Source organism: uncultured Parabacteroides sp. (genome assembly GCF_947855115.1).
Lineage (GTDB): Bacteria > Bacteroidota > Bacteroidia > Bacteroidales > Tannerellaceae > Parabacteroides.
In genome coordinates, this window is sequence record NZ_CANTZW010000011.1 from 36,291 (window position 1) to 59,300 (window position 23,010).

The 23,010-nt window shown below is 43.6% G+C and carries 21 protein-coding genes; 16 read left to right on the top strand and 5 right to left on the bottom strand.

The genetic code is table 11. The annotated features are described in order from the left end of the window. The first annotated feature begins 7 nt into the window (after positions 1-7). Positions 8-2,059, top strand: a complete 2,052-nt coding sequence (locus Q0110_RS08645; protein ID WP_297905771.1) for a beta-L-arabinofuranosidase domain-containing protein — start codon at positions 8-10, stop codon at positions 2,057-2,059. Between the two features lie 74 nt (positions 2,060-2,133). Here Q0110_RS08645 and Q0110_RS08650 read toward each other — a convergent pair whose 3' ends face one another. Then, positions 2,134-3,633, bottom strand: coding sequence for a potassium/proton antiporter (locus Q0110_RS08650; protein WP_297905773.1), 1,500 nt, complete (start codon positions 3,631-3,633; stop codon positions 2,134-2,136). A gap of 220 nt (positions 3,634-3,853) precedes the next feature. On the opposite strand from Q0110_RS08650, the gene Q0110_RS08655 reads away from it, so the two are divergent. The 9 genes from Q0110_RS08655 to gldN all read left to right on the top strand — a co-directional run bounded on the left by Q0110_RS08655 (position 3,854) and on the right by gldN (position 14,602). Next, positions 3,854-6,514: a transglutaminase domain-containing protein gene (locus Q0110_RS08655; protein ID WP_297905775.1), complete on the top strand. Its 2,661-nt coding sequence runs from the start codon at positions 3,854-3,856 to the stop codon at positions 6,512-6,514. A gap of 90 nt (positions 6,515-6,604) precedes the next feature. After that, positions 6,605-7,396 (top strand): SAM-dependent methyltransferase, encoded by a 792-nt coding sequence (locus Q0110_RS08660; protein WP_297905777.1) that lies wholly within the window; start codon positions 6,605-6,607, stop codon positions 7,394-7,396. A gap of 14 nt (positions 7,397-7,410) precedes the next feature. Continuing rightward, a complete protein-coding gene (locus Q0110_RS08665; protein WP_297905779.1) occupies positions 7,411-7,974 on the top strand; it encodes a cob(I)yrinic acid a,c-diamide adenosyltransferase in 564 nt (187 codons plus the stop codon). Between the two features lie 70 nt (positions 7,975-8,044). Then, the gene (locus tag Q0110_RS08670) at positions 8,045-8,266 is read left to right on the top strand and encodes a DUF2795 domain-containing protein (protein ID WP_005633363.1); all 222 of its coding nucleotides are present in this window, start codon (positions 8,045-8,047) and stop codon (positions 8,264-8,266) included. A 149-nt stretch (positions 8,267-8,415) separates the two neighbouring features. After that, positions 8,416-9,363: a type IX secretion system membrane protein PorP/SprF gene (locus Q0110_RS08675; RefSeq protein ID WP_297905780.1), complete on the top strand. Its 948-nt coding sequence runs from the start codon at positions 8,416-8,418 to the stop codon at positions 9,361-9,363. Between the two features lie 3 nt (positions 9,364-9,366). Beyond that, positions 9,367-10,794: an SUMF1/EgtB/PvdO family nonheme iron enzyme gene (locus tag Q0110_RS08680; RefSeq protein WP_297905781.1), complete on the top strand. Its 1,428-nt coding sequence runs from the start codon at positions 9,367-9,369 to the stop codon at positions 10,792-10,794. A 51-nt stretch (positions 10,795-10,845) separates the two neighbouring features. Beyond that, complete coding sequence (gene gldL / locus Q0110_RS08685; protein ID WP_297905782.1) at positions 10,846-11,925, top strand: gliding motility protein GldL; 1,080 nt, start codon at positions 10,846-10,848, stop codon at positions 11,923-11,925. A 6-nt stretch (positions 11,926-11,931) separates the two neighbouring features. Continuing rightward, entirely contained in the window at positions 11,932-13,500 is a 1,569-nt protein-coding gene (gene gldM / locus Q0110_RS08690) for a gliding motility protein GldM (RefSeq protein ID WP_297905783.1), read from the top strand. Between the two features lie 10 nt (positions 13,501-13,510). Then, the gene (gene gldN / locus Q0110_RS08695; RefSeq protein WP_297905784.1) at positions 13,511-14,602 is read left to right on the top strand and encodes a gliding motility protein GldN; all 1,092 of its coding nucleotides are present in this window, start codon (positions 13,511-13,513) and stop codon (positions 14,600-14,602) included. Positions 14,603-14,672: 70 nt separating this feature from the next. Here the strand turns inward: gldN and Q0110_RS08700 are convergent, their stop codons facing one another. After that, a complete protein-coding gene (locus tag Q0110_RS08700) occupies positions 14,673-15,860 on the bottom strand; it encodes a DUF418 domain-containing protein (protein ID WP_297905785.1) in 1,188 nt (395 codons plus the stop codon). Between the two features lie 106 nt (positions 15,861-15,966). Here Q0110_RS08700 and Q0110_RS08705 point away from each other — a divergent pair, with 106 nt between their 5' ends. Both Q0110_RS08705 and Q0110_RS08710 read left to right on the top strand, forming a co-directional pair. Then, on the top strand, positions 15,967-16,476 hold the full coding sequence (locus Q0110_RS08705; protein ID WP_297905786.1) for a GNAT family protein: 510 nt from the start codon (positions 15,967-15,969) through the stop codon (positions 16,474-16,476). Next, the gene (locus tag Q0110_RS08710; RefSeq protein WP_297905787.1) at positions 16,473-17,099 is read left to right on the top strand and encodes a chloramphenicol acetyltransferase; all 627 of its coding nucleotides are present in this window, start codon (positions 16,473-16,475) and stop codon (positions 17,097-17,099) included. The genes Q0110_RS08705 and Q0110_RS08710 overlap by 4 nt, the downstream gene beginning before the upstream one ends. Here Q0110_RS08710 and Q0110_RS08715 read toward each other — a convergent pair. After that, on the bottom strand, positions 17,096-17,713 hold the full coding sequence (locus Q0110_RS08715; RefSeq protein WP_297905788.1) for an HAD family hydrolase: 618 nt from the start codon (positions 17,711-17,713) through the stop codon (positions 17,096-17,098). The genes Q0110_RS08710 and Q0110_RS08715 overlap by 4 nt on opposite strands. A gap of 153 nt (positions 17,714-17,866) precedes the next feature. On the opposite strand from Q0110_RS08715, the gene Q0110_RS08720 reads away from it, so the two are divergent. Continuing rightward, a complete protein-coding gene (locus Q0110_RS08720) occupies positions 17,867-18,337 on the top strand; it encodes a GNAT family N-acetyltransferase (RefSeq protein ID WP_297905789.1) in 471 nt (156 codons plus the stop codon). A 28-nt stretch (positions 18,338-18,365) separates the two neighbouring features. Further along, the gene (locus Q0110_RS08725) at positions 18,366-18,677 is read left to right on the top strand and encodes a hypothetical protein (RefSeq protein ID WP_297905790.1); all 312 of its coding nucleotides are present in this window, start codon (positions 18,366-18,368) and stop codon (positions 18,675-18,677) included. A gap of 19 nt (positions 18,678-18,696) precedes the next feature. On the opposite strand, the gene Q0110_RS08730 is transcribed toward Q0110_RS08725, so the two are convergent. Then, on the bottom strand, positions 18,697-19,845 hold the full coding sequence (locus Q0110_RS08730) for an acyltransferase (protein WP_297905791.1): 1,149 nt from the start codon (positions 19,843-19,845) through the stop codon (positions 18,697-18,699). 309 nt (positions 19,846-20,154) lie between these two features. After that, positions 20,155-21,012, bottom strand: a complete 858-nt coding sequence (locus Q0110_RS08735; RefSeq protein WP_297905792.1) for a helix-turn-helix domain-containing protein — start codon at positions 21,010-21,012, stop codon at positions 20,155-20,157. Between the two features lie 143 nt (positions 21,013-21,155). Between Q0110_RS08735 and Q0110_RS08740 the strand changes: the two genes are divergently transcribed. Then, a complete protein-coding gene (locus Q0110_RS08740) occupies positions 21,156-21,833 on the top strand; it encodes an outer membrane beta-barrel protein (RefSeq protein ID WP_297905793.1) in 678 nt (225 codons plus the stop codon). Positions 21,834-22,002: 169 nt separating this feature from the next. Beyond that, a complete protein-coding gene (locus Q0110_RS08745) occupies positions 22,003-22,980 on the top strand; it encodes a BamA/TamA family outer membrane protein (RefSeq protein ID WP_297905794.1) in 978 nt (325 codons plus the stop codon). Positions 22,981-23,010 lie beyond the last annotated feature (30 nt).

The following is a 23,010-nucleotide window of genomic DNA, read 5'->3' on the forward strand; positions in this document are numbered from 1 at the left end:
TCAACTTATGAAACTTCTTCCTAAAATATTGGTATTATCACTTACCATGATCACCACAGCTTCTATAGCTTCAGATCACCATCCTGCCGGAAAAACAACTGTTTCCATCAATTATCCGAACAACCGTTATCCGCTGCTACAAAAACCGTATATAGAATTACCGATTGGTTCTATCCAACCCGCAGGCTGGATACAGGAGCAATTAGTACGGATGAAAAACGGGATGACCGGAAATTTGGATCAAGCATACGAGAAAGTCATGGGTTCCCGTAATGGTTGGTTAGGTGGCGATGGTGATGTATGGGAACGTGGCCCTTATTGGATAGATGGCCTCTTGCCACTAGCCTATATACTCAATGACCAAGCGCTTATTGACAAGGTAAAGCCTTGGGTAGAATGGACCTTGGCCTCTCAAAAGCCCAATGGTTATTTCGGACCGGACACAGACCGGAGCTATGAGCCGGGATTACAACGGGACAACTCGCAAGATTGGTGGCCTAAAATGGTAATGCTGAAAGTAATGCAACAATATTACTCAGCGACCGGCGATACACGGGTCATCGATTTCTTTACCCGATATTTTAAATATCAATTGGCGGAATTACCTCAAAACCCATTGGGTAAATGGACTTTCTGGGGAGAACAAAGAGGAGGCGATAATCTAATGATCGTTTATTGGTTGTATAATATCACGGGCGATAAGTTCTTATTGGATCTAGGAGAATTGATTCACAAACAAACGTTCAACTGGACTGATATCTTTTTAAACCAAGATCATCTGTCTCGCCAACTCAGCTTGCACTGTGTCAATCTGGCGCAAGGATTCAAGGAACCGGTTGTTTATTACCAGCAGAATCAAGATCCGAAACAGATATGCGCCGTTAAAAAAGCGGTCAAGAGTATACATAATACGATCGGACTTCCGACCGGGCTTTGGGGAGGCGACGAGTTGCTTCGTTTCGGTGAACCGACTACCGGCTCCGAATTATGTACAGCGGTAGAAATGATGTTTTCATTGGAAGAAATGCTGGAAATAACCGGAGACGTTCAGTGGGCTGATTATCTGGAGCGAGTAGCCTACAACGCACTACCGACTCAGGTGACAGATGATTACTCGGCCCGCCAATATTATCAGCAAACCAACCAAGTAGCCGTTACCCGCGAATGGCGTAATTTCTCTACGCCACACGATGACACGGACATCCTATTCGGAGAACTTACAGGTTATCCTTGTTGTACCTCCAACTTGCATCAAGGCTGGCCCAAGCTGGTTCAAAACCTTTGGTACGCCACGGCAGATAATGGAATAGCCGCTTTGGTATACGCACCTTCAAGTGTCAAGGCTAAAATAGCCAACGGCTTGACCGTACAAATAGAAGAGGAAACGGCTTATCCGTTTGACGAGACCATACATTTCAAATTCGCCTTTGAGGATAAAAAAACAAAGAAGGCCTTCTTCCCCTTCCATATTCGTATCCCGGCATGGTGCAACCAGCCTGTGATCAAATTGAACGGCGAGAATATCGTTGTGGACGCTTATCCCGGGGAAATCGCACGTATTAACCGGGAATGGAAACAAGACGATATACTAACGGTGGAACTTCCTATGCAGGTAGCAGCAAGTCGTTGGTATGGAGGCAGTGCGGTAATTGAGCGGGGTCCATTGGTTTATGCATTGAAGATGAACGAAAAATGGGAGAAAAAGACATTTGAGGAAGAAAAAACGACTCAATATGGTAACTGGTATTATCAGGTGACTTCAGATTCTCCTTGGAACTATGCGCTTACACATAAATCCTTGGAACCAGACCAAATCAACAAAAATTTTGTTGTAGAAAAGAAAGAAGTGACCTCTGGTTATCCATGGAATGTAGAAAACGCGCCAATCACAATCAAGGCAAAAGGCAAACGACTCAATGGCTGGTCTTTATATAGAGGTTCAGCCGGTTCCATCTCTTATTTTACCCAGCAAGGCAATGATATGGGAGAGGAAGAGGAGATTGAGTTAATCCCCTACGGATGTACGACCTTACGTATAACGGAGTTCCCGGTACGTTAGAAACAAATCCATAAAAAAATGAGAGTAGCCTCTTTAGTTGTCTAGGCTACTCTCATTTTTAAACACGGACGCTATTAGTTTTTCTTCATCGTATAATCCTTCACTCCTAAGGAGTCATAAGCTTGCAAAAGAGCCTCATCGTTATCGGAAATCATTAACAGCTTGTCATTCTCCTTTAATTCCGTATTTCCTTTCGGGATGAAATAGCGTCCCTCCCGTTTTACCATTACCGCCAAGGTATGATCCGGTAATGTCAATTGCATCAATTTATTCCCATGAGCTAACACTGCCGGAGTAATATCAATCTCGCTCATAGCACTTTTGATATCCTCGGGAAGCTCGATACCAAACTCATCCTTCCGTTCCGGCTCATCCACCATATCCAGCCATTTAGCGGCTTTAGTAACCGTAGTTCCTTGGATCAACAGAGATAGGATCGTGATAAAGAATACGATATTAAAAAACATTCCGGCATGCTCAATACCAGCGATCATCGGGTAAGTAGCGAAAATAATCGGAACCGCCCCGCGTAATCCCACCCATGATATATATAATTTACCTTTGAATGAGAAATTCTTATAAGGTATCAAACAGAGAAATACGCTGATCGGACGGGCGATCAAGATCATAAAGACCCCCACCATCACACCTACGCCTGTCACCGGTAATAACTCATGCGGATTCACCAGCAAACCCAACGTAAGGAACATCACGATCTGCCACAACCAAGCGAAACCATCAAAGAACGTTCCTATACTTTTCTTATGAACGATCTTAGCGTTACCCACCACTAAACCAGCGATATAAACAGCTAAATAACCATTACCCTGACATAAGGTCGTAGCGGCGAAAGTGAAAAAAGCCGTAGCCAACAAAAGGATTGGATACAAAGACTCATTATCTATATTGATCTTATTAATAATCAAAACAGCCAGTTTCCCCAATAAGAAACCGACGATAGCTCCCACCGATAATTGAACGACCAAGGATAACCCGGCCTCCCAAATATTCATCCCCCCGCTTTGTATGTAAGCGATCAGGAGCAAGGTGAGCATATAAGCCATCGGGTCATTACTACCACTCTCCAACTCCAAGGTAGGACGCAAACGTTCTTTCAAATAGACCCCTTTACTACGCAGGATAGAGAAAACCGAGGCTGAGTCTGTAGAAGACATTACCGCCGCCAACAATAAAGATTCCGGAAAAGTCAAGGTGACATATCTGCCGAACAAACCAAATAACCAGTAGATAAACCCACCCGTGATAAATGTCGTGGCCAGTACCCCTAACGTGGCCAATACCACACCTTGCGAGGCGATAGGCTTAACCTCCGCTATCTTCGTATCCATACCACCCGAGAACAAGATGATACTCAACGCCAGCATACCGATAAACTGAGCCGCGTTCGGATCGCTGAACTGGATGCCCAGCCCATCACTGCCAAACAGCATGCCCACACCAAGGAATAATAACAAAGCGGGTAAGCCGAAACGATAACCGGCTTTACCGGCGAATATACTTAAAAACAGGATCACGGAGGCTATTAATAGCACTTGCTCTGGATTTTGAAACATACGCAAAACGGGTTTTATGATTAGTGATTTGATACTTTGTTACAAAGTTCGTAAACTTTTTGTTATTATAATCACGCCAAAAGAAGAAATCCGGTCCCAAATTCACAGGATAACTAAATTTATTCTTCCTATAGAAAAACAAATCTTTCTTACAAATTGTTCGAGAATTTTTCTATCTCGCATAGAATCATTACTTTTGGCAAACATACATATCCGCTTTATGAACAAAAAACATCTATTCGCACTGTTGCTTACATTACTCGTATGGACGAGTTGTAACAACCAACAACATTTTATTACCGATGCCGCTTATCGGGCTGAGGTTGAGAACGATTTCCAAGCGAAACAGGCCGCTTTACCTAACGGAAACCTTTTCGCAGTATTTAACAATCAAATGACCCCTGAAGAGAGGGAGGCGTTAACCTTTATGTATGCCTATATGCCGATTGGAGACATCACGGATTATAGTGGCGACTTCTATTTGAAGAACATCCGCTCCTCTTTCCAGGCCCGGAATGAGATGCCTTGGGGCGATAGCATCCCTGAAGACATCTTCCGTCATTTCGTATTGCCGGTACGAATCAACAACGAGAACCTGGATGAAAGCCGTATGGTTTTCTTCGATGAGTTGAAAGACCGGGTGAAAGGGCTCTCTCTGTACGATGCCGTGCTGGAAGTGAACCACTGGTGCCATGAGAAGGTAATTTATACCCCTTCCGATAGCCGCACAAGTTCTCCATTGGCATCTGTAAAGACTGCCTACGGTCGTTGTGGCGAGGAATCTACCTTCACGGTAGCCGCTTTACGTTCCGTGGGTATTCCGGCACGCCAGGTATATACACCTCGCTGGGCGCATACGGACGATAACCACGCTTGGGTAGAAGCTTGGGTTAACGGCAAATGGTATTTCTTCGGCGCTTGCGAGCCTGAACCTGTATTGAATCTGGGTTGGTTCAACGGCCCCGCTTACCGGGGTATGTTGATGCATACGAAAGTGTTCGGTAAATACTATGGCCCGGAAGATGTCATGGAACGTACCGATGGGTACACCGAGATCAACGTAATCGATAATTACGCACCTTCGGCTAAAGCGATCATCACGGTTACAGATGCCAATGGCAAGCCGGTAAAGGACGCTTTGGTTGAGTTCAAGATTTATAACTACGCCGAGTTTAATAGCGTAGCTCGTAAAAAGACGGGCGAGGATGGTAAATGTTCTTTATCCACCGGAAAAGGAGACATGTTGGTATGGGCCAGCAAAGACGGCAAATTCGGCTACAGCAAGGTCTCTTTCGGCAAGGATGGAGAAATCACGATCGCATTGAACAAGGAACCGGGAGATATAGAAACGATTACCTTGGATATCGTTCCACCGGTAGATGGATCTATCCCCGCGGAGGTTACACCTGAACAAAAAGAGGCGAATGCCAAACGCTTATTGGAGGAAGACGCTATCCGTAATAAATATGTAGCGACTTTCTATACAGAAGAGAAAGCGGAGGCTTTGGCGAAAGAATTGGGTATCGACCCGATGAAGACGGAAGACTTCATGATCGGTAGCCGGGGAAACTGGATGGAGATCGAGAAATTCTTACGGGAAACTCCTGCCGAGAAACGTGCGCAGGCAATGGCGTTATTGGATGCCGTATCCGCAAAGGATTTACGTGACACGCCAGCGTCGGTTCTCGCAGATCATTTAAATAATACGCCGGCCGTTGAAAGCGAGTGGTTCAATGAGTATATCATGAATCCTCGTGTAGCCAATGAGTTCCTGACTCCTTATAAGAGTTTCTTCGCATCGAATGTTGACCCATCCCTGGCGAAACAAGCCGTAGAAAATCCGCAGGCATTGGTGGATTGGGTGAAGAACAACGTATCTATTAATGATGCCTTAAATGCGCAACGTATCCCAATCATGCCGATAGGTGTCTGGAAATCCCGTATCGCCGATAAAGGATCACGTAATATCTTCTTTGTGGCTGTAGCGCGTAGCTTGGGTATCCCGGCACGTATCGAGCCGGTAGCTCGCAAAGTTCAATATTTCAAGGATAACGCCTGGGTAGACGTAGATTTCGAGGCTGCCGTACAGACTACCGCTAAGCAAGGAAAGGTAATAGCTTCTTACCAGCCGATCAAGGCGTTGCAAGACCCGAAATATTACAGTCATTTCACGATTGCCAAGGTTCTGCCGAACGGTACCTTACAGACCTTGAATTTCGAGAGAGGAGGCAATGTTGACATGGGCTTGGGAGATACTTGGAGTGGATTATTGAAGAAACCGTTATCTATAGATGAGGGTAATTATATGTTAGTTACCGGTACTCGTATGGCAAACGGTAGCGTATTGGCCGAGATCGAGTTCTTCAACGTAGAGGCCGGTAAGACGACCCCGATCAAACTAGAGATGCGCGAGAGTAAGGATGAGATACAAGTGATTGGTAATTTCAACTCCGAAAATAAATTCAAACGTGCGGACAATGGCGAGGAGACCAGCCTGTTAGCTACTACCGGACGCGGCTATTATATCGTAGCGCTTCTCGGTTCCCGCCAAGAACCCACGAACCACGCTATGCGTGATATCGCCGCCGTGAAGAAGGAACTGGAAGATTGGGGACGAGGCATCGTTCTTCTATTCCCGGACGAGAAGGGTTATAAGAACTTCGATCCGAAAGAGTTCGGTGATTTGCCGGGTACGATCACGTACGGTCTGGATATCGACGGAGCGATCCAAAAGGAAATGGCTACAGCGATGAAATTACAGAATGCCAACACATTGCCGATATTCTTGATCGCCGATACATTCAACCGTGTCGTATTTGTCTCTCAAGGCTATACGATTGGTTTGGGCGAACAGTTGATGAAAGTCATACATAAGTTATAACATTTTGTTTCACGAACATGATCCGATCGTCTCCTCAATGCGAGACGATCGGATTATTTGTAGTATTTCGAGTCTAAATCTCACAAGCAAATGCAGATCATACCAAAGATTAGCACATTACGAAAAGGATCTCTTTTATACCGTAGTATCCGCTACCGTAGAGGATTCGGAGTGCACTCACCTTTTGTTTTTAATCTTATCACGAAGGTTATCGAGGAAAAATGTTCTTACTATAGTTTTTACGATATAGAGCTTTTACGCAAGCAGTTATTATTCAGGGAAGAAAAGATCACCTATCCGGACTGGCAGAACAAAGGGGAACTAAAGACTCGCTCAATTGGCGAGATCGTGAAACGGGAAGCTATCAAACCGAACCATGGCGCTTTATTATTTCGCCTGACAAACTATTTCAAGTCTAAAAATATCCTCCAACTAGGTACCACCATGGGGTTGTCTACCTTATACCTAACCTCTTACGCCACGGGGCTGAAATGTATCGCCTTGGAAAATATACCGGAGTTCGCCACGATCGCCCGCCAAGCATTCGCTAAAGAAGGACGTAACCCGGTTGATTTGCGTATTGGTAATTATAAGGATTTACTACCCGAGGCCTTAAAAGATATAAGTAGCCTTGATTTTGTTTTTTTCAATACTTTATATGAACAACAGAATAACCTCTGGTTGTTTAATGAATGTATAAAACATGCGCAAAACGATACGGTATTCGTTTTTGAAGGAATCAAGGCGAACCGGGAAATGCGTGAATTTTGGGAAGAGATTCGCATATGCCCGGAGGTGACGGTCACTTTAGATCTTTATTCATTAGGGATCGTTTTATTCAATAAGAAATTACACAAACGAGATTATATTGTTTATTTTTAGCAAATGAATCAAATATGAAGAAAAGTATTATTTATACCGGAACAGGCGATAAAGGAACCACTTCACTGGTAGGTGGGCAACGAGTGTCGAAAGCGCACGAGCGGATCGAGAGCTATGGCACCGTAGACGAACTAAACTCTTTTATCGGATTATTGATCACAGCCTTGGAAGACGAGAAAGATACTGAATTCTTATCATTTATCCAACATAAACTATTCACGATCGGCTCTTACCTAGCTACGGATCAAGCAACTACGGAGTTAAAAATCGAGAGTAAAGTAACCCCCGAGAGTATCGAGCGAATCGAGCGGGAAATAGATCGTATGGATAACGAACTGCCTAAAATGCGTGCGTTCATCCTTCCAGGAGGATGCCGTTCGGCCGCTCTCGCCCACGTTTGCCGTACCGTTTGCCGCCGTGCCGAACGACAGATCTATCGCTTGGCCGAAAACTGCCCTGTGGAAGAGCCCGTATTGATATTTATAAACCGTTTATCTGACTATTTCTTCGTTTTAGCGAGAAAAGAATGCATAAATAATAACGGTAAAGAAATTATTTGGGATTATACTTGTGTATAATAAATAAAATCATATTTTCGCGGAAAAATAGAGAACCAAATCGCTTCGGCGGTTATTAAACTTGACAGCTATGTATTGGACATTAGAGTTAGCTTCAAAATTGGAAGACGCACCTTGGCCTGCGACGAAAGATGAACTTATTGATTATGCACAACGTTCTGGCGCGCCATTAGAAGTAATTGAAAACTTGCAGGAAATGGAAGATGAAGGCGAGATTTATGAGTGTATGGAAGATATCTGGCCGGATTATCCAAGTAAAGAAGACTTTTTCTTCAACGAGGAAGAATATTAATTCAATTGATAATTTGACAATTGATAGTTAAGAAATAACAAGGAACGAGGTGGCGGACGATCAAGCTCCCCCGCCTCGTTGTTTTTTTGAAAAAAATACAATTTATCGGGATTTGCTGCGTTTGTAGTTACAACGTGAAGTGAATGTAAATGAGAAGATATCTTCTTTCGATCATGGTCCTTTTGTGTACCTGTACGGGAATCGTACGGGCGCAGTATGACGCACGCTTAAGTCAATATTTCATGGCGAAACCGTATTACAACCCAGCGGTGGCCGGAGCTACGGAAGACTTGAATATATTGGCACTCGCCCGTCTGGAAATGATCGGCGTACATGGGGCACCTAAGTCGTTCTTCATCACCGCAGATATGCCGCTCACTTTAGGCAAGACGAATCACGGTATCGGATTAGTCGTATTTACCGAGGCGATCGGGCTCTTCCTGAATACGCATGTAGGGGCGCAATACGCCTATAAGCAGAAATTATTCGGAGGGGTATTAAGCGGAGGTTTGCAAATCGGTTTAGTCAATCAGTCGTTCGACGGAACCAAGGTAGTAACGGTAGATTCCGAGTATCATCAAGAAACCGATGCCGCCATCCCGGTAGAGCAGGTCAGCGGTATGGGGCTGGATATGAACTTCGGTATTTATTATACCCATAAACGTTTTTATGCCGGGTTCGGCATGACACATATCACTCAACCGGAACTTCAATTGGACGAGAATGCCTATACCTATATAGGTCGTTCACTTAATTTAATGGGTGGATACAATATTCAATTAAAGAATCCGTTGATAGAATTACAGCCCTCGGTATTTTTGCTGACAGACATGCAAAGTTTTCATGCGGACATTACCGCTAGGCTGGAATATAACAAGATGTTTAACGGAGGTTTTTCCTATCGGGTGAATGAATCGGTGGGCATTATGTTCGGTATAAAGCTAGGTCGTTTCCAAGCAGGTTACGCCTTTGATTTCCCGACCACGGCCCTAGGCCGGGCAAGTAGCGGCAGCCACGAGCTATGCGTCAAGTATGCCTTAAAGCTAAACAAAACGCAGACAGGAAAAAATAGACATAAAAGTGTACGTATATTATAGTATATGAAAAAAGTATTATTAGTACTTGTAATGGTAGCTTTGTTTACCTCCTGCGGTAAGTCCCTTCGGAATGCCGGCGGTGAGGTGACAGGTGTCAGATCGGTAGCGTTCAATGAACCAGCGCCATATGGGATGGTCTTGATTAAAAGAGGTTCATTCGAAATGGGGCCTGCCGATAAAGATTCCTTATGGGGAATCATGCCGGAGACGAAAGGGGTTTCTTTCGACGCATTCTGGATGGATCAGACAGAGGTGACGAACGCCAAATATCGCCAGTTCGTTTATTGGGTGAGAGACTCTATCATTCGCGAACGCTTGGCTGATCCGGCTTATGGAGGCAACGATTTGTTCAAGATCACGGAAGACCGCTATGGGGAACCTGTCACTCCGCATCTAGACTGGAGCCGTCCGATTCCCTGGAAACGGGCGAACGAGGATGAGCAGCGTGCGATAGAAAGTGTCTATTACACCAATCCTGTTACCGGAGAGAAAGGTTTGGATCCCAGACAAATGATCTATAAATACGAGTGGTATGATTATACCGCGGCAGCCCTTCGTAAGAACCAACTAAACCCGGCAGACCGGGTACGTAATACGGATATTCAAGTAGATCCGAACGAGGTAGTCATGATTTCCAAGGATACCGCCTACATTGACGATGAAGGACGTGTGATCAATGAGACGATCACCCGGCCGTTGAGTAGCGAATGGGATTTCTTGAATACCCGTATCGTTAATATATATCCGGACGAGAATTGCTGGGTGAACGATTTCAAAAACGCATACAACGAGCCATATACCCGAATGTACTTCTCACATCCGGGTTATGACGACTATCCCGTAGTCGGTATTTCTTGGGAACAAGCGACCGCTTTCTGCGTATGGCGTACTAATTTATACAAAGAATCCTTGAGTTTGCCGCCCGGACAATTGATCGAACCGTTCCGTCTTCCGTCCGAGGGAGAATGGGAATATGCCGCCCGGACAGGCAAAAATGAAAATAAGTTCCCTTGGTCTACCGATGAGCTTCAAGATAGTAAAGGTTGTTTCTTGGGTAACTTCAAGCCGGGTAAAGGTAATTATACGGAAGATGGCCATTTGATTACCTCTCGGGTAGGTTCTTTCGCCCCGAATGAGTTCGGGCTATATGATATGGCAGGAAACGTAGCGGAATGGACTTCCACTTCTTACTCCGAATCCGGTCCGAGTCAAATGAGCGACATGAATCCGGATTTGCGTTACAACGCCGCCAAGAATGACCCATACGCCATGAAAAAGAAGGTCGTGCGAGGTGGTTCATGGAAAGATGTCTCACAATTTATCCGTTCAGACATGCGCACCTTCGAATATCAAAATGAGAGCCGTTCTTATATAGGTTTCCGTTGCGCACGTACCCAAATAGGATTCTCTCGCTCCAAGGGGAAAAAATAAGCGGGATTTATATATTTAAAGTTTTGAATCATCTAAGACAATAATACGACGATGGGAAAATATAGAAGATATAAAAACAGACTGGAGATGTTCCTTTCCAGTGAAAGAGGGAAACGAGTATTGAACTTCCTGTATAGCTGGGGTGCGTCCATCGTAATCCTCGGTGCGTTGTTTAAGTTATTGCACTTGCCATACGCTAACCAAATCTTGTTCGTGGCAATGATCACCGAGTCTATCGTATTCTTTATCTCGGCGTTCGAGCATCCGAACAAGGAATATCATTGGGAAGATGTTTTCCCCGTATTGAAATCCAAGAACCCGATGGATCGTCCGGATTTCACCGGCACGCCGATCTCGACCATGATCAATTCTACAGACAATGTGGAAGATGACGAGATAGCGGACGGGATAAATATCGGTTCAGTCGGGTCCAAGGCGAGTATACAGGGAGGCGGTTCTTTGAATATTGCCGGAAACTTAGACGTGACGGAAGATGATACCAAGAATTTATCCGAAAGTATCAAGAAACTAAGCGGAGCAGCCGAACAAATTTCCAAGATGGCAGAATTGACGGAAGCGACCCAGAAATATTTGGAACAATTATCCAGTATGTCCGAGAATATGGAGCGTTTCAGCCAAGTGACCAATTCCCTTACAAATGTATCCGATACGTTGTTGAACTCTTATAAGAGCATCACGGACAATTCCGATGGTATCAGTCAGAATTCTCGCGGCTACGTACATCAGATGGAGCAACTCAACCGTAACGTATCCGGATTGAACACGATTTATGAGATACAGCTAAAAAGCATCAGTTCGCAGATCGAGTCTATTGAGCATATCAACAGTGGCTTGAGCCGTATTCGCGAGATGTATGACGGATCGGTAGTAGACAGTTCCGTATTCCGTAACGAAACAGAGAAGATGACTCGCCAGCTAGCCGAGTTGAATCAAGTATACAGCCGCTTGCTACAAGCGATGACGGTAAATATGGGTTATCAACAACCGGCACAGCCACAACAACAACCGATGTATCAGCAGCCACAGCAACCCGGTTACCAACAGCAATATCAACAACCGTATGGTTACCAGCAACAACAGGCTCCGTATACAAACAACCCAATGAAGTAAAGAAATATGGCAGGAATATCAAATAATCCCAATTCTCCCCGCCAGCGGATGATTAACCTGATGTATCTGGTGTTCATCGCCATGATGGCATTGAATGTGTCATCAGAGGTGCTGGATGGTTTTGAGTTGGTGGAAGGTAGCTTGCGAACTTCTATCGATAACTCCTCCCGCCGGAACAAGATCGTAGCGGACGAGATGGAAGCTTATTACCAAGAAAACCCCCTGAAGGTGGGTGAATGGGCCTTAAAAGCCCGTGAGGTAAAAAAGGCATCCGATAGTCTCTATACGTATATACAAGATTTAAAGACCCGTATCGCTCAGGAGGCCGATGGAAAAGACGCTGATGTCAACAATATCGAGCATAAGGACGATTTAGAGGCCGCTTCGCGCGTGATGTTATCGCCGGTAAGTAAGGAAGGTAAAAAGCTGAGAGCGGAAATTGATAAGTACCGTATCTGGATAGGTGGTTTTATAGAGGACTCAATGAAAACCGCCGTATTAGAGGCGAGCCTAAGTACGACCCCTCCTCATAAAGCAGGTATCAATACCCGAACTTGGGAAGAGGCATTATTTGAGAATATGCCTGTCGCGGCAGCCATTACTTTGCTAACAAAAATGCAAAGTGACATTCGCTACGCCGAAGGCGAGGTATTATCGAATTTATTGAATAGCGTAGACGTTCGAGACTATCGCGTAAACCAGATCACGGCACAGGTTATCCCGGAAAGCCAGATCGTAATGCGAGGAAGCCAGTACAAAGCTAATATCGTATTATCGGCGGTAGACTCCACGAAACGTCCTACGATCTATGTAAACGGAAAAGAATTACCTTACGAAAATAAAGGCGTCTTCACGGTAAATACCGGAACTGCCGGAACTTTTCCTATCAAGGGTTATATCGAGATGCCCAATAGTGACGGTAGCATCATGCGCCGGGATTTTGAGAGCGAGTATTTCGTAACCGAGCCGACAGCGACTGTCGCCCCTACATTAATGAACGTATTATATGCGGGTATAGCCAACCCGATGCGTATCGCCGTTCCGGGCGTGCCTAGCGGAAACGTGACAGCTAGCATGACGAACGGTACGCTTACCCGTAAAGGAGACACGTGGGAAGCCCGTCCTTCTAAAGTAGGTACCGAGGCTGTGATTACCGTGAACGCTCGTATGGCAGATGGACGGAATATAGAGATGGCGAAGACCTCTTTCCGGGTACGTGCCCTCCCCGATCCTCTACCTTATATCGAGTATAAAGACCAGAATGGGAATGTCCGTAAATTCAAGGGAGGTATGATCGCCAAACGTAGCTTGGTGGAAGCGGACGGTATCCTTGCCGCTATCGATGATGATTTGCTGAATGTGAAATATACGGTATTACGGTTTGAGCTGACTTTCTTCGACTCTATGGGCAACGCCATTCCCGAAGTGGCAGAAGGAACTAACTTCTCGCAACGCCAGAAGAACTATATCCGTAACTTGAGCAAAGGTAAACGTTTTTACATCACACGCGTAGTAGCGAAAGGTCCGGATGGTATCGAACGTACCATACCGACTATCGAAGTAATTGTAAATTAAGATTTGCAGTATGAAACATCTGTATTACATAGCCGCTTTGGCCGCCACTTTTTTAACAACGATGCCTCTTCACGCACAAGAAGAAGTAGAGAATGAAGCTACCGAGCAACAACAAACGCGTCGCCGCTCTCCTCAAGCCAGTCGTGGAGAAAGGAATGATAAGAAAGATACCGGCTTACCCGAACTAACTGTCCGGGCTCAAGATATGAACGAACGTTTGACGCAGGAGATCGGAAACGCTCGCTGGATGCGTATCATTTACCGGCAGGTGGATTTAATGAAAGAGCAGAACGCTCCGCTCTATTACCCCACCCGCCCGATGAACGGGCAAATGAACCTTTTCTCCGTGATCTTCCAGCTTTTAGGAGAGAACAAAATCAAAGCCTATGAGTATCTGGATGGATACGAGGAATTTGATGACGCTCATTTGATTAACTTCAAGGATCTGCTGGATCGTTTCTATATCCTCTACGAGGAGGTTCCGGGAAGAGCGGGCGAAGAGCCTTCTTTCGTAATCAACGAAAGCGACATACCGGCTGCCGATGTCAAATCTTATTATGTAAAAGAAGCCTGGTATTTCGATCAAAACAACTCCTCTTTTGATGTCAAAATATTGGCGATCTGCCCAATCTTAACCTCAACAAGTGATATAGGCGAGACAACTATGCCCATGTTCTGGTTGCCTTACGAGAATATACGTCCATATATCAGCAATTCATACATCATGACGTCAAATATGAATAACGCCATGACTTTTACGATGGACGATTATTTCCGTCGCCGTATGTTTGAGGGCGACATAATCAAGACCCAGAACTTGATGAACCTGCCATTGCAGGCCTATTGCCCGACACCGGATTCACTAAAGAACGAGCAGGCTCGTATCGAAGGCCAGTTAACCAGCTTTGAGAAATCACTCTGGTATCAACCGGACACAACTCAAGTGGCGGCCAATAGCAAGGAAGCTAAGAAATCTGCCAAAAAGAGTGCCCGAAAGAATAAAGGCGCAACCAAGGAAGCCGCTCCCGAAAAAGCCGCTAAGATAAAAGCCCCGAAAGCAGAGAAATCCGCTCCGATACGTAGCGTAAGACGCAGAAGATAAAAGAGATATATAGATAATAAGAAAGCCCAATCTCTTTGTAAATCAGAGATTGGGCTTTCTTATACAATTTCTATTTAGAGCCTATCCAAGTCCATTTATGCCAGATGGCTTCTAACGGGCCATGCTTATGTCGCTCCGACCACCATTTGCAGAATCGTACTTGCAAGAAGAAAAAAGCGATACCGATAAACATGCTGACCGTATAACCACAGTAAGGAGCCAAGTTCAAACCGACGGGAAAATAGATCAGTGCGCCACCAAACGATTGTGTCACATAATTCGTTAAACTCATCTTTCCATACGAACGCAAGATGGAAGTGAGACGTTTAAAAGCCTCCCTTTGGTAAAGCAATACAAAGGAAGAAACTAATACAAACGTGAACGCAAATTTCTGCCACATGTCAAAAACAACCCCTGCCGTCTGGCGTACGATAACACTATCTGCCGTATCCAGCAACAAGACCTTCAACTGGTACAAGGGACCGAAAGTAATCGCGGCGATAATCAAAGTCTTTACCCAAAAACGAGAATTCTCTTCCGAGGGTATAAATAATTTCTTACGCCCAATCAACATACCCAGCATAAACAAGCCGCAAGTCTGCACATACCGGCCAGCTCCAACGGCCCAAAGCAGGCTAGCCTTTTGGCCCAACGTCACGTTCTGCCAGATGAAGTTCCATAAATCTCCTCGTTTCGTATGTTCTGCCATCTCAGCGTACATAGCTCCTACCCCTAAATTGGGCAACTGATAATCCGGATTAAACAAACTGGCAATGTAATGATACCATTCCACCGGTTGCAATAAAAAGATAACAGCCGTTATTAAAACCGCCTTATCGCTCCATTTACGTACGATAAACAAAACGATACCCACAATCGCATAAAGCAGCAAAACGTCTCCCGCCGGATAGAACGCTGCGTTTAAGGTCGCAAAAACAGTCAACAACAACATTCGCCAAAGGAAACGGTAACCGAAGTCCTTTCCTTTCACTTGCTGGTTCGAATATTGTATATAAAAGGTAAAACCAAATAACAAGGCGAAAATGGAATACGATTTCCCGGCAAACAAGCCGAATATCACCGTAAACACACCTTCATTCAATACATTCAGCCATCCTGGAAGTGTAGCAGGATCCGGATAAACCGGGTAAATAAAATGTTCCACATGATGTACTAACAAAATAGCCAAGACAGCAAAGCCACGTAGCGCATCTACCACCTCCACACGAGGTGATTTAGAGATTGTTGTTTGTCGCATAGATTATAAGATTCATGATATTAGGTTACAAATATAATCTTTTAATCTTAATGTGCTGAATCTTCGGGAATGTATTACTTTCGCGAAGTAAATCATTTGATAAAATATGAATATCAGACCCGCACGATTAGAAGATCTAGGCGCATTGATGGAAATCTTTGAGCAGGCCCGTCGATTCATGCAAGAACATGGCAACGGAAACCAATGGATCAATGGTTATCCATCTGCCGAATTGATAACGAACGAGATCAAGTCCGGACATTGTTACGCATGTGAAAATGAGCTGGGTGAGTTAGTAGGAACTTTTTGCTACATCGAGGGAGTCGATCCTACCTATCTAAAGATCTATGAAGGCAAATGGCTGAATGATGAACCTTATGCCGTGATCCACCGCATGGCTTCCAACGGTAAGCAAAAAGGAATTTCCTCCGAGTGCTTGGAATGGGCATTCGCTCATTGCGGTAACCTCCGTATCGATACTCACCGGGATAATATCGTCATGCAAAACATACTGAAAAAGCATGGTTTCAAGCAGTGCGGTATCATTTACATCGCAAACGGCACGGAACGTATCGCATTCCACAAAACAGTAACCCCAACAAATAAAGAATCATGAAGTACCATCCTATCGACCTAGAGCATTGGAACCGAAAAGAGCATTTCCTGTTTTTCAATTCCATGGACGACCCTTTTTTCGGATTGACCTCCCCAATAGACGTGACATCTATTTACAAAGAGGCTAAAGCGGATCACGCATCTTTCTTTCTCTATTCCTTACATAAGATTATGACAGCCGTCAACGAGGTGGAAGAGTTTCGGTACCGGATTATCGACAAAATCCCGGTGTGCTTCGACCAGATACATGCAGGGACAACAATCGGACGGGAAGACGGGACTTTCGGTTTCGGCTTCATCGAATACACCCCGGACAGGCAGCAATTCCTCCAAAACGCACGGAACGAAATCAAACGTGTACAAGCTCTCACCGGCCTTTGTAAAGACAAGGAATCAGACCGGCAAGACCTAGTTCGTTTCTCCCCGGTCCCATGGATCGCTTTCACGGAGATGAAACATGCCACTTCTTTTCGCACGGGCGATTCTGCCACCCGCATATCTACCGGAAAGCTGACCGAGAATAACGGGCATTGGATACTTCCTGTCTCCGTTACGGCCCATCATGGCTTGGTGGATGGCCGACATGTATCAATTCTCTTAGATCGTATAGCGGATAAAAGTTAGAGCCGTTTTATATCTTCCGGCATATCAAAATAATAATCCGCGTCTATCGGTTCCTTGGCACGGCATCCCCAAACCGCCAACCCAAAATCCACCCCGGCACTTTGGGCGCAGTACATGTCGTAAGGGCTGTCGCCGATATAAATCGCCTCATGCTTATCGATCCCGGTCTTCGCTAAATAAGCCAGCATAGGATCGGGCGAAGGCTTTGGGCGAGGAGCGTCTGTCACGCAAATAATCGTATCAAAATAATGAGTAATCCCGAAAGGCTCGAAATCGTTCGCAAACTCAACCGGATTCTTCGATGTGATAATACCGAGCTTATATCCTTTCTCCTTCAACGCATCCAGCAAGGGGACAATTCCATCAAAAAGCTTCACCGAACCAAAGTGTTTCTTAAATAGGCTATTCCAGACTTTATTCCCGGCAGTGGTATCCTCTACACCGAGTTTCTTCAAAGTCACCTCACCCGGTATCCCCAACGCAAAAAGCAAATCTGAGAATTCTACTTCCCTGTGTTGTAACACCCGGATCGTCTCTTGCAACGAATTCAGCACACAACGTTCCGTATCCAATAATGTTCCGTCTACGTCAAAAATAATATGCTTATAGCCCATCTCTCATTACTTTTAATTCAACTCATTTACTACTCTCTGATACAAAAATCTCAATTCCCTACCATTCAAACAATGATATAAATCAGAAAACAATAGTTTCGTCACCAATTTATTTATTAATTCGCGATAAATAAAATTCATCGAGAATCATTTATGGAAAATATCTCTTATACTTTTACCGGCATTGAACTTCGAGAGCGGACCGACGAAGTAATAAGTTCACTCACGACAATATGGGAACGATCCGTCCGGGCAAGCCATGACTTCCTGAAAGAAGAGGATATATCAGCGCTCATGCCTTTCGTACAGGAAGGACTAAAGCAGATCCGGATACTTATTATAGCAATAGAGAAAGATCAATATATAGGCTTTATGGGAATACAAGATCAGAAGATCGAAATGTTGTTTCTCTCGCCTGCTTATTTCGGGCAAGGCCTCGGCAGGCAATTCATAGAACTGGCTATTCATACCTATAAAGCCCACTATGTAGACGTTAATGAGCAAAACACCCAAGCCCTTCATTTCTACGAACACCTAGGCTTTGAGGCATTCCAAAGAGACGAGACAGATGAGCAAGGCAATCCGTTCCCGATCCTAAGAATGAAACTAAAAGAATCTCGATAATTACGATAATCAATAGTATAACACATTTATGAGCTTCGCTGGCCATGTTTCCGATATGATACGCCGGAGCAAAGAGAGCAGGAATACTCTCGACAGACTTCGCGAACGGACCCGGGAGGCCCGGAAAAGGTATATTGGCACCGGGGAACCCAAAGAACCAGAGATTACCCTCGAAGAACTTTTACGAATAGAACGCCTGCTAAAAGAACGGGAGGCACAAGAACAACGTTACCGTATCCGGGTCACGATATTGATCATAAGCGTTTCTGTAATCATCATCTTATTGAGCATAGAGATCCTAAAAACTTATTTATTCCATACAACCGTATGTGCGGGGTAGCACATACGGTCATAGCAACTTATTTGCGCACTTTCAAAAAACGCTTTGTCAAATATCTGCGAACCGGCTCGTCATAAAGTTTCAAGCTGACGTAAGCCAATACGATACTTCCGATAACTAATGCTAACGCTTCCGGCCACGCTTCCGCAAAAGTAAGATTCTCTTTCTTCGCCCACCCATAATATAAGTATATAAGCGGATAATGTACCATATACAAAGGATAAGAGATATCACCCAAAAATTTACAGATACGAGCAGAATGCTTATCGGTCGTTTTCCCGGAAGCCCCCAGATAAACAAGTATAGGGAATATAAGGATCGCACATACAGAATCATAAATACCGTTCATCCATAAAGCCTCACCATTACCGACATACGGCATAGAGAGTAAAACGACGATCGCCAAACTACATATCCAAAAAGCACCTTTGACATGAACGGGCTTAAAGACACGAGACATTAACAATCCCACAGAGAAAGAAAATAACACACGCAAAAAACCACCGATCAAATTGTACTCTTCCATCGTCCAACCTACACCCAGATGGCCTGCGCCGGAAAAATTGAATACGGCGAACGAAGCCAACCCGACTCCCGCCAACACGATAAGTGCCGTAAGTGCCTTCGTCGACATCCGACGAATGAACAAAGCGTACATAATATTTCCGATATACTCAAAGAACAAAGACCAACTAGGACCATTCAGAGGAAACATCTCGCCATTTCCACGGATCTCCGGCCCGGAACCCGGTACAGCCGGTATCAGGAATAGATTGATAAGTAAAGCCAACATCACCATGGATATGGAGACATGCGTGCCGTCCCATTTCTCACACCCTTGTATGCAAAATGCGATAACCCCCAAAACGGCTCCAAGTATAACCATCGGATGCAAACGGATCAATCGGCGTTTGATAAAATCCTTTGTTGTCATTGTTTTCCACCGATCGTCATAAGCATAACCGATCACGAACCCTGACAGGATAAAGAAAAAATCCACGGCTAGATACCCGTGATTAAATCGCTGATCAATAGGGCTCGTCGCAAAAGCTTCGAATACATGATAAAATATAACCATTAAGGCGGCGACACCTCTCAATCCATCAAGAAGGTCATAATGGGGTTTTGTGTCCGCAAACGCGGCTGCTGAGATTTTTGAGTTTGACATTTAATACTTTGAGCTTATTGTTAACTATATATATTTTCTAATTTCCGCAAAATTACAAAAAGCCCTCATTTTTCACGTTTTTAGATCGTTCTTTTTTGCTTGGTTTAGGAGAATTAATGATTTAGATATCAGATTATACGCTCAAAAGGCAGAAAAAATGAAATACTGAACCGGATCATGGCTAATCTCTAGTTATTAGATGGTTGTTTAGTATCAACTCATAGATTTCGTCTCTAAAACCTCGAGTTACAGATATTTTATATGAATTACGTTCAACTGATTTCCATCAATGGTACAATAAAAAAACGATCAATCGTTTCGATATTCTTTAGGTGACATTCCGGCTACTCGCTTAAAATATTTTCCGAAAAAAGATTGCGAAGGAAAATTTAGTTCATTGCTGATTTGTTGTATTGTCAGATTTGTAGAACGTAGCAAAGCCTTAGCTTCCAATATCACATAACTATCAATCCATTCGGCAGCGCTCTTTCCACTGTATCTCTTTATGATCGTAGATAAATATCCGGCAGATAAATGTAATAAGTCCGCATAAAAAAGAACTTTTCTCTCCCTCTTATAATGCCGTTGAACTTCCATAGAAAAATTTCGCATAAGAATCTCTTCTTTCGACAATATTTTATTTTCTACGAGTTGGTGAAAGTAATATCCCATTCCATATAAAAACGCACAAGTCAAATGCTTGATTATCTCAGCTTTATTGGGATGATCAACTTCAAATAATTTACGAACCATTGTGCAATAGGATGATATGGCCTCCATTTGTCTCGATGTCAGTTTAAGAATAGGACACTCTTGCAATGCCATATAAGTCTGAAAATTATGAGGAAGCCCTAAACTACTGACAAACCTATCAGACATAAATATGCAAGTGCTATGGTAATCATCGCTCATGAATTCTTGCTCAAGTATCTGTCCGGGAATATTAATAGACATTGTATTACCTTCCATATTACAAGGAGACAGGTTTATTTTACCTCTACTTTCCCCACAAAAACAAATACAGCATACATACATATCGATTTTAAACGGATCGGATGAGAATTTCTTCTTTGTCACATCGAATATAAAAAAATCATCACCGATACATTGTACAGACCGATTGTTGCGTGCGCTCAGAGGTAAATTCAATAACGCTATTTTATTCATGATTCTAAATTTTGAACACAAATATAGGACAAACCATTAATATCATATTAAAAATTAAAACTTTCGTCCAAGATCTTCAACGAAAAGACCTTTATCAAAGTTCATTAAGTATCTATTTTTGCATCATCTTAAAATTACCGTAAATGAGCAAAATACGAATTATCGCTATTGTATTCGCATCAGTCTGTACTCATATTTCCTATGCGCAACTGTCGGAAATCCCTAATGGGGAAGCATTCTCGCAAGAAAAGCAAAAGATCGTGTTCACTGGTGGTGCAATACTGGAAAACAATTTATCTGGCTTTTTCCATTCGGGAGTGGAAAATGGAAATAGCATTATGAAAGCAGGATTTAGTATCGGCGGCTTCTTGAACTTGGGTATCGTACAGTCTTTCTCTGTGCAAGGAGAAATGTTATTCCATTACAAGAACTCTGATTTTGAATGGGACAATCAAAAAGGGGATTTCTCCTATTGGGGAATAGAAATCCCTATCTATGCCATGTATCACTACACCTACTCAAAAGGGAATCGTTTGCAAATCGGGATAGGCCCTTATACGGAGTTCGGCTTTGACGCAAAATTCAAGCACGGGGAAACGAAAGCAGACCTTTATCAAAAAGATGGAAGTACAGGATTACCGGCTTTACAAGACTCAAACACCGGATTCGGAGTAAAAATCGGATATGAATTTATTTCAGGCTTTCAAATTAACGCAAGCTATAAGGCAAGTATAAGCAATTTGCTCGACGCAAACAGCAGCCGAATAAAAATGCACCCTCATGCCATAAGTATCGGAGTTGCTTACCGCTTTGGGAAATAATATACTAAACCTTATAAAAATGACGAAGCAAATTTTGATTACAACCGTTTTACTATTGAGTAGTATATCTTGTTTATCTTCACAAGAAGCAGAAAATAAGAGATTCAAGAAATATTGGAATAGTCTCGTAAATGGAAATGTTGACAGAACCTTCAAAAAGAAAATAGACATGAGTTATATTATAGCTCCCTGCTATACCCGTGAAGGGAGTTTCGGGGTCGGTGGAGCCGCGACAGGGTTATACCGTCTAGACCGTAAAGATTCCATTATGCAACCGTCTGATATATCCCTATCCGGTAGTGCCACTATCAAAGGTTTTTATGGAATAACTGTCAGAGGAAACAATAACTTTAAAGGAAACAAAAGCCGCTTATCCTATCATCTACAATTCCAAAATAAAAATCTGGATTTTTGGGGAGTATCGTATGACGCATGCAACCAGAATCCCATTTCGGGTTATAAACGGCAGATGATAAAATGGGAATCGGATTATGTATATAAACTGACTAAAAACCTCCATTTAGGAGCCGCTCTTAACCTGAATTATACCAAAGCCTCAAACATAATAACCCCAACATATTTAGAAGGACAAAAAGATTCCTATTTTTTTACAGGAATCGGGGTTTCTGTATCATACGATACTCGTGATTTTATACTGAATCCGAAACGTGGTGTTTATTTCATGGTAAAAGAAGTATATTACCCGAATTTTGCAAGCACACACGACAAAGATATATTTGGTACGACTGTGATCTTCGACTGTTATCAAAAAGCATGGAACGGCAGCGTATTTGCCTTCGACCTGTATGGTCAGTTTAATGGTGATGTACCTTGGGCTTTGCGTGAGGAATTAGGAAGCGGAACTAGCCGTATGCGCGGATATTACGTAGGGCGTTACATTGATAATAATCAAATTTCCGCGCAACTGGAACTTAGGCAACATATTTACAGCCGTATCGGATGTGTGGTATGGGCTGGTGGCGGAACAGTATTTCCTTCCCTCGACAAACTAAAATGGAAGAATATCTTGCCCAATTATGGTTTAGGATTAAGAATTGAATTTAAACATAACGTGAATATTCGTATTGATTATGGATTCGGAAAGGAAACCGCAGGATTTGTATTCCAGTTCGCAGAAGCATTTTAATTGAAAACTAAATGGAAAGAACACATTGGT

What these genes read in the sequence shown, in the direction of transcription:
- Q0110_RS08655 (WP_297905775.1), top strand. Translation starts at nt 3,854, where the DNA reads ATGAACAAAAAACATCTATTCGCACTGTTGCTTACATTACTCGTATGG.
- Q0110_RS08740 (WP_297905793.1), top strand. Translation starts at nt 21,156, where the DNA reads ATGAGCAAAATACGAATTATCGCTATTGTATTCGCATCAGTCTGTACT.
- Q0110_RS08730 (WP_297905791.1), bottom strand. Translation starts at nt 19,845, where the DNA reads ATGTCAAACTCAAAAATCTCAGCAGCCGCGTTTGCGGACACAAAACCC.
- gldN (WP_297905784.1), top strand. Translation starts at nt 13,511, where the DNA reads ATGAAACATCTGTATTACATAGCCGCTTTGGCCGCCACTTTTTTAACA.
- Q0110_RS08725 (WP_297905790.1), top strand. Translation starts at nt 18,366, where the DNA reads ATGAGCTTCGCTGGCCATGTTTCCGATATGATACGCCGGAGCAAAGAG.
- Q0110_RS08715 (WP_297905788.1), bottom strand. Translation starts at nt 17,713, where the DNA reads ATGGGCTATAAGCATATTATTTTTGACGTAGACGGAACATTATTGGAT.
- Q0110_RS08675 (WP_297905780.1), top strand. Translation starts at nt 8,416, where the DNA reads ATGAGAAGATATCTTCTTTCGATCATGGTCCTTTTGTGTACCTGTACG.
- Q0110_RS08705 (WP_297905786.1), top strand. Translation starts at nt 15,967, where the DNA reads ATGAATATCAGACCCGCACGATTAGAAGATCTAGGCGCATTGATGGAA.
- Q0110_RS08735 (WP_297905792.1), bottom strand. Translation starts at nt 21,012, where the DNA reads ATGAATAAAATAGCGTTATTGAATTTACCTCTGAGCGCACGCAACAAT.
- Q0110_RS08660 (WP_297905777.1), top strand. Translation starts at nt 6,605, where the DNA reads ATGCAGATCATACCAAAGATTAGCACATTACGAAAAGGATCTCTTTTA.
- Q0110_RS08680 (WP_297905781.1), top strand. Translation starts at nt 9,367, where the DNA reads ATGAAAAAAGTATTATTAGTACTTGTAATGGTAGCTTTGTTTACCTCC.
- Q0110_RS08745 (WP_297905794.1), top strand. Translation starts at nt 22,003, where the DNA reads ATGAGTTATATTATAGCTCCCTGCTATACCCGTGAAGGGAGTTTCGGG.
- Q0110_RS08665 (WP_297905779.1), top strand. Translation starts at nt 7,411, where the DNA reads ATGAAGAAAAGTATTATTTATACCGGAACAGGCGATAAAGGAACCACT.
- Q0110_RS08710 (WP_297905787.1), top strand. Translation starts at nt 16,473, where the DNA reads ATGAAGTACCATCCTATCGACCTAGAGCATTGGAACCGAAAAGAGCAT.
- gldM (WP_297905783.1), top strand. Translation starts at nt 11,932, where the DNA reads ATGGCAGGAATATCAAATAATCCCAATTCTCCCCGCCAGCGGATGATT.
- Q0110_RS08700 (WP_297905785.1), bottom strand. Translation starts at nt 15,860, where the DNA reads ATGCGACAAACAACAATCTCTAAATCACCTCGTGTGGAGGTGGTAGAT.
- Q0110_RS08650 (WP_297905773.1), bottom strand. Translation starts at nt 3,633, where the DNA reads ATGTTTCAAAATCCAGAGCAAGTGCTATTAATAGCCTCCGTGATCCTG.
- gldL (WP_297905782.1), top strand. Translation starts at nt 10,846, where the DNA reads ATGGGAAAATATAGAAGATATAAAAACAGACTGGAGATGTTCCTTTCC.
- Q0110_RS08670 (WP_005633363.1), top strand. Translation starts at nt 8,045, where the DNA reads ATGTATTGGACATTAGAGTTAGCTTCAAAATTGGAAGACGCACCTTGG.
- Q0110_RS08645 (WP_297905771.1), top strand. Translation starts at nt 8, where the DNA reads ATGAAACTTCTTCCTAAAATATTGGTATTATCACTTACCATGATCACC.
- Q0110_RS08720 (WP_297905789.1), top strand. Translation starts at nt 17,867, where the DNA reads ATGGAAAATATCTCTTATACTTTTACCGGCATTGAACTTCGAGAGCGG.